Here is a 4,467-nt window from a genome sequence, read left to right on the forward strand (position 1 = left end):
ACTTGTCCATCATCTCTCCCCCTCTTTACTCGGGGCGGGTAGCCCCTCGACTACCCGCCGCCTCGCTCCGCTCATGCCTAGATCCCCGCAGGGTCAGGGTTGCGCCTAGGCGCAGGTGTTGGGCCACCCGTGATTTTGGTGGCGCTTGGCTGGTCGGGACCGAGAACGTCTAGTTGCGCCTCGTCGAAGTGCTGCGGCTCCTGCGGTATGCCGTCCTTTAGCTGCTGACTCTGGACGCCGACGCGGGCGCAGCCGTTCAGCCATTCCGTGCGGCAGACAGCGATACCCCGATAATGCGTAATGCGGTCCTTCACGAGATCACCGAGTTTGATTCTCATGACTGATCCTCGCTTTTCGCGCTTGATTTGTCTAACTCAATCGCATCCTCCAGTCCGCGCAGGACCACATACTCGCAGCCCAGCGCCTCCAGCGCGTCAAGGTCGGCCCGAATCGCATCCAGGTCCAGCATCAGGGGGCCTCCCTCACGAATCGCTTGAGCACCTCTGCCATGTCCGCATCGGTGTAGCCAGCGACCGCTTGCCACCGTTCCAAGTCCACGGCGTTCTTCGCAACGCTCACTCCTAGGTCCGTGGTCTGGACGATGGTGGTCAAGCCGTTGTCCTCGCCGTAGGTCAGGTGAACCATGTCGGCGTACTTCATGTGCTCGCGGATGAGGCCAGCTAGCTCATCGCGCAGGGCGTCAAACGCGTCGCTGGTATCCCAGCCCTCCTTGCTGCCATCTGGCAGAAGCGCGACGGTCCAATAGCCATTCATGCACTCCGGCGAAATGACCACTAGTCGCTTTTGCTCGTCGGGCAACGCCTCCCGCCATGCCTCGAAAATCGGGCGCGACGCAGACCCAAAGGTCGTTGCGATTAGCAAGCTGTGCTTGTTGTAACCCATTAGGGTGTCCCTCCGTGCATCTTCCATCCATCAGGCTTGTCGTTACCCGTGCCCATCATTTCCCTCTCCTCCATTCCCACAACCCCCAGACCGCCAAGCCGACATACACTAAGAACAGCAGGCTTTGCGCGTAGGCACCAATGTAGAAGTCATAAATGCACCATGCACTATTCGTGCATAACCATACAAGGAAGCACCAGCGTTGTTTTTTGATATTGGCAACGGTGCCGATAATCGAAAGAGCCGTCAAGCCCCAGGTCCAGTGCATTCAAACCCTCCTAGAGCGCGGGGAGTGTTACGCGCAGGCCCTGGAGGAGCGGAGAGGCACGAAATTGCTCAGTGAGGGCCTTTGCGACTTCTTCCCGGGTGAGACATTGAGAATTAGACACTTGGCGGGTCTCCTTTCTTTGCTTGCGCGTCCCGAAGTTGAGTAACATCGTGTTCGAGCTTCTGTAGGCGTTCTTTCATACACTCGAGCAGCCCCTTAACCTTGCCGGGGGACAACCCAATGTCTTGCAGCAACGACAGGGTTTCTAACACTGATTCACATTCCTTGTCCAACAGACTAACGTAGTTGTTGATCCGCTCTAGGACTTCGGCATCCTCCTTGGCGAACCAGTACCCCCGTAGCGTGATTACCGGAGAATCCCCGGCAAGCCTAACCCGGGGTTGTAGGGGAAGAACCGGCGAGCCGAATTCCAGACGGCGAAGCAGCTTCTGTACAGTACGATTGGCAAGCAAAACATCGGTTTCTCCGCCAACGAATGCGGGAAACTCCAGGATCGCTTCGTAACTCTGGGACTGCGCATCGTGACATCCTTCCTGATTCAGAACATTCCTCACGATTCGCTGAACCGTGACATACTTCCCCACTCGGGTTCCCCCCTTGTCTCTTCAACAATTAGTGAAACCGTGTGTTGTTCATCCCCACCCTAACAGATATACATCCCAGAAGTCAATACTCTATTGACAAATTTGGGGCGGTTGGCGTATAGTATGGGATGGAGGGGAGGCCGCAGAACAGTTCAGTGCCGGCGTTAGGAGGCCGTTTAGATATCTAACCCTGTCTCCCTTTTCGTCAGCATAGCATCCCAGCTATTGCATGGCGTATCCCCGATTTGGTATAGTAGCTGCTGAGGGGTGTTTCAATGGCCCGACAACGATTCATCTACCCGGATTTTTGGTCGGACGAGGATATAGCCGAACTGACGCCCACTGAGCGCTTGTTCTTCATCGGCTGTTTCTCTAATGCGGACGATGAAGGAAGGCTGTTGGGCAATCCGCCTTTCCTCCGAAGTACGATTTTCCCCTATGACGATTTCACGCTTGAACAGATTGTGGAAATGCGCGATCATGTCCTTCGGAAATGCAGGAATCTAATGCTCTATGAATACCGGGGACGCGAATATCTTGCGTTTCTGAAGTGGCGCGACTATCAGCATCCGCGTTACCCCAAGCCCTCCAAACTACCGCCACCACCCGACAACCCTACGGAACCGCAGCTACCCGACGACAATCAAGATGGTGACCAAGCAGTTACCATCCCGCAACCAAATGGTAACCAAGACAGTAACCACGCAGACACCGCGTCGCAACCAAGTGGTAACCAAGACAGTAACCGCGTGGACACCACAACAGCACTACGGGTTGGGTTGGGTTGGGTTGGGAAGGGTAGTAGTAGTACTAGTACTAGCGCTATCGTCAAATTCTGGCAGGACAACCGCTTCGGCATGATAACCCCCGTGATTCTTGATCGCCTCAAAGCCTACATCGAGGATGATGGCTTGCAAGCGGATTTGGTCCTCTGGGCGCTGGAGCAAGCAGTCGCTTCTGGCCCTGAGAAACAGAACCTGCGCTATGTTCGGGGCATTTTGGACCGTTGTCGGCGGCAGGGAATTCGGACTCGCGAGGAAGCCGAAGCCGCCGGGAAACGAAGACAACGCGACGGACCCAAGGAACCCGAAATCATCATCGAGGAGCGACCTGAATGAGCAATCTTGCGCCGCAACTGGAAGTCATTCGTCAGAGCCTGGGCGGTGAACGCCCCGATCTGGAGTTGTGGTGGAGAGACCCGGAGGCCAAGCAATGGCGGACCTTAGCCAAGCTGTTCTCACATCTGCGCTTCGGGCCGCCATCGCGGGATTGGATATGGGCTCATATCTGGGACTGCGACCAGATGCTCGACGAGTGGTCAGTCTGTCAGCGTTGCCGCGCTAAGGAGAAGTACGCCGAGTATGGTGGCTACAGGGATTGCTGGCTGGAGTACGAACCCGGCGCAGGCATCGAGCGGGGTTCTCGTAACCACTATCTGGACCTAAAGGAACACAAAGAGGAAGGACGGGTTATCTGGGAGTTTGTCAAACGGCGGTGCCGGGACTGGGACCAGCGGCAGCATGAAATAGCGCAGAGGCTGGGCCGTTATCGAAATCTGGGCGGCGGGTTGCGCGGCGTAGAGGTGGAGCAGAAATGACCCCCACCGAACTCCGCCACGCCCGCGAAGCCCGCGCCGTGCTGGAAGAATACGGGGTCTACCCGACCCTCCGCGCAGTGCGCGAATCACTGGCGTATACCCTCGCCGAACTCGCATCCGTACTTGGCGTCGCGTATTCAACGCTGAGCGGATACGAGCTTGGTTATCGGCCCGTGCCCGACGAGGTGCGCGAACGTCTGTTTGAGTTCTGCGGCTCCTGGATTGGCCCGGGCAAACAACCCGTGCCCGACCATGAGCCCGGCAGAGAATCGGCTGATGTCGCGCGAATGCGCCTCGGGACGCTGACGCTAGGCGCGAGCCTAAAGGCACAGGGCCGACCTGTGGACTGGGAGACCTGCATCGCGGCGGCCGTGCGTTTTGACAAGTACGGATGGCCGTGGGATCAGAGGAGGGAGATAGCATCGTGAACCTCTACCATACCATCCTCATTGACCCGCCCTGGCTCGAACGTGGTGGCGGTCGCATCAAGCGTGGCGCCGACAGACACTACCCTCTCCTCAAAACACCCGACATCGTGCGTGTGATCCGTGAGAGCGGCGTCTTCACACCCGCCGAGGATTGTCACCTGTACCTGTGGACGACAAACAACTTCCTGCAAGACGGTCTGTGGGTAGTGGAGCAGCTCGGGTTTCGCTACATCACCACGATCACCTGGGCGAAGGACCGCTTCGGCCTAGGCCAATATTTTCGCGGAATGACCGAACACATGCTGTTTGGTGTCCGTGGCAGGCTGGCAGCGGTAGAGAAGGGCGTAACCCTCATAACCGCCCCGCGCCGCAAGCACAGCCAGAAGCCAGGGGAGAGTTACGAGTTGATCGAGCGTGTCAGTCCACCGCCGAGGCTGGAGATGTTCGCGAGGGTTAGACGCCCGGAATGGGACACCTGGGGGAATGAGGTTCTCGAACCCAGCTTATTTGAGGAGGAGGTATCATGACGGACAACGACCATGCCTGAACCAATCAAGTTTACTGTTTACGGCGAACCCGTTGCCCAGGGGCGTCCGAGGCTAACGACCATTGCTGGGCGTGCGAGAGCGTTTGACCCGAGAAAGAGCCGTGACTACAAGCAACTCG

At 57.4% G+C, this 4,467-nt stretch carries 8 protein-coding genes; 4 read left to right on the forward strand and 4 right to left on the reverse strand.

The annotated features are described in order from the left end of the window. Positions 1–334: 334 nt before the first annotated feature. From PHI12_13640 to PHI12_13655, 4 genes are all read right to left on the reverse strand, one after another. A complete protein-coding gene (locus PHI12_13640; protein ID MDD5511835.1) occupies positions 335–469 on the reverse strand; it encodes a hypothetical protein in 135 nt (44 codons plus the stop codon). Continuing rightward, positions 469–903: a hypothetical protein gene (locus PHI12_13645; GenBank protein MDD5511836.1), complete on the reverse strand. Its 435-nt coding sequence runs from the start codon at positions 901–903 to the stop codon at positions 469–471. The genes PHI12_13640 and PHI12_13645 overlap by 1 nt, the downstream gene beginning before the upstream one ends. Positions 904–958: 55 nt before the next feature. Next, positions 959–1,171, reverse strand: a complete 213-nt coding sequence (locus tag PHI12_13650) for a nicotinamide mononucleotide transporter (protein ID MDD5511837.1) — start codon at positions 1,169–1,171, stop codon at positions 959–961. 113 nt (positions 1,172–1,284) lie between these two features. Continuing rightward, complete coding sequence (locus PHI12_13655) at positions 1,285–1,776, reverse strand: hypothetical protein (protein MDD5511838.1); 492 nt, start codon at positions 1,774–1,776, stop codon at positions 1,285–1,287. Positions 1,777–2,051: 275 nt separating this feature from the next. Between PHI12_13655 and PHI12_13660 the strand changes: the two genes are divergently transcribed. From PHI12_13660 to PHI12_13675, 4 genes are read left to right on the forward strand one after another with little or no spacing between them, the layout of a single operon-like run. Further along, positions 2,052–2,894 carry a DnaD domain protein gene (locus tag PHI12_13660; GenBank protein MDD5511839.1) on the forward strand — a complete coding sequence of 281 codons (843 nt, stop codon included), beginning with the start codon at positions 2,052–2,054 and terminating at the stop codon, positions 2,892–2,894. Further along, complete coding sequence (locus tag PHI12_13665; GenBank protein MDD5511840.1) at positions 2,891–3,373, forward strand: hypothetical protein; 483 nt, start codon at positions 2,891–2,893, stop codon at positions 3,371–3,373. Before PHI12_13660 ends, PHI12_13665 begins: the two co-directional genes overlap by 4 nt. After that, complete coding sequence (locus tag PHI12_13670; GenBank protein ID MDD5511841.1) at positions 3,370–3,801, forward strand: helix-turn-helix transcriptional regulator; 432 nt, start codon at positions 3,370–3,372, stop codon at positions 3,799–3,801. The genes PHI12_13665 and PHI12_13670 overlap by 4 nt, the downstream gene beginning before the upstream one ends. Further along, positions 3,798–4,328, forward strand: coding sequence for an MT-A70 family methyltransferase (locus PHI12_13675; GenBank protein MDD5511842.1), 531 nt, complete (start codon positions 3,798–3,800; stop codon positions 4,326–4,328). The genes PHI12_13670 and PHI12_13675 overlap by 4 nt, the downstream gene beginning before the upstream one ends. The last annotated feature ends 139 nt before the right edge of the window (positions 4,329–4,467 follow it).

Source organism: Dehalococcoidales bacterium, assembly GCA_028716225.1.
Classification (GTDB): Bacteria; Chloroflexota; Dehalococcoidia; order Dehalococcoidales; family UBA5760; genus UBA5760.

Coding starts and splice junctions, on each gene's coding strand:
- PHI12_13640 (MDD5511835.1), bottom strand. CDS start 469: ATGCTGGACCTGGATGCGATTCGGGCCGACCTTGACGCGCTGGAGGCG.
- PHI12_13670 (MDD5511841.1), top strand. CDS start 3,370: ATGACCCCCACCGAACTCCGCCACGCCCGCGAAGCCCGCGCCGTGCTG.
- PHI12_13660 (MDD5511839.1), top strand. CDS start 2,052: ATGGCCCGACAACGATTCATCTACCCGGATTTTTGGTCGGACGAGGAT.
- PHI12_13645 (MDD5511836.1), bottom strand. CDS start 903: ATGGGTTACAACAAGCACAGCTTGCTAATCGCAACGACCTTTGGGTCT.
- PHI12_13650 (MDD5511837.1), bottom strand. CDS start 1,171: ATGCACTGGACCTGGGGCTTGACGGCTCTTTCGATTATCGGCACCGTT.
- PHI12_13665 (MDD5511840.1), top strand. CDS start 2,891: ATGAGCAATCTTGCGCCGCAACTGGAAGTCATTCGTCAGAGCCTGGGC.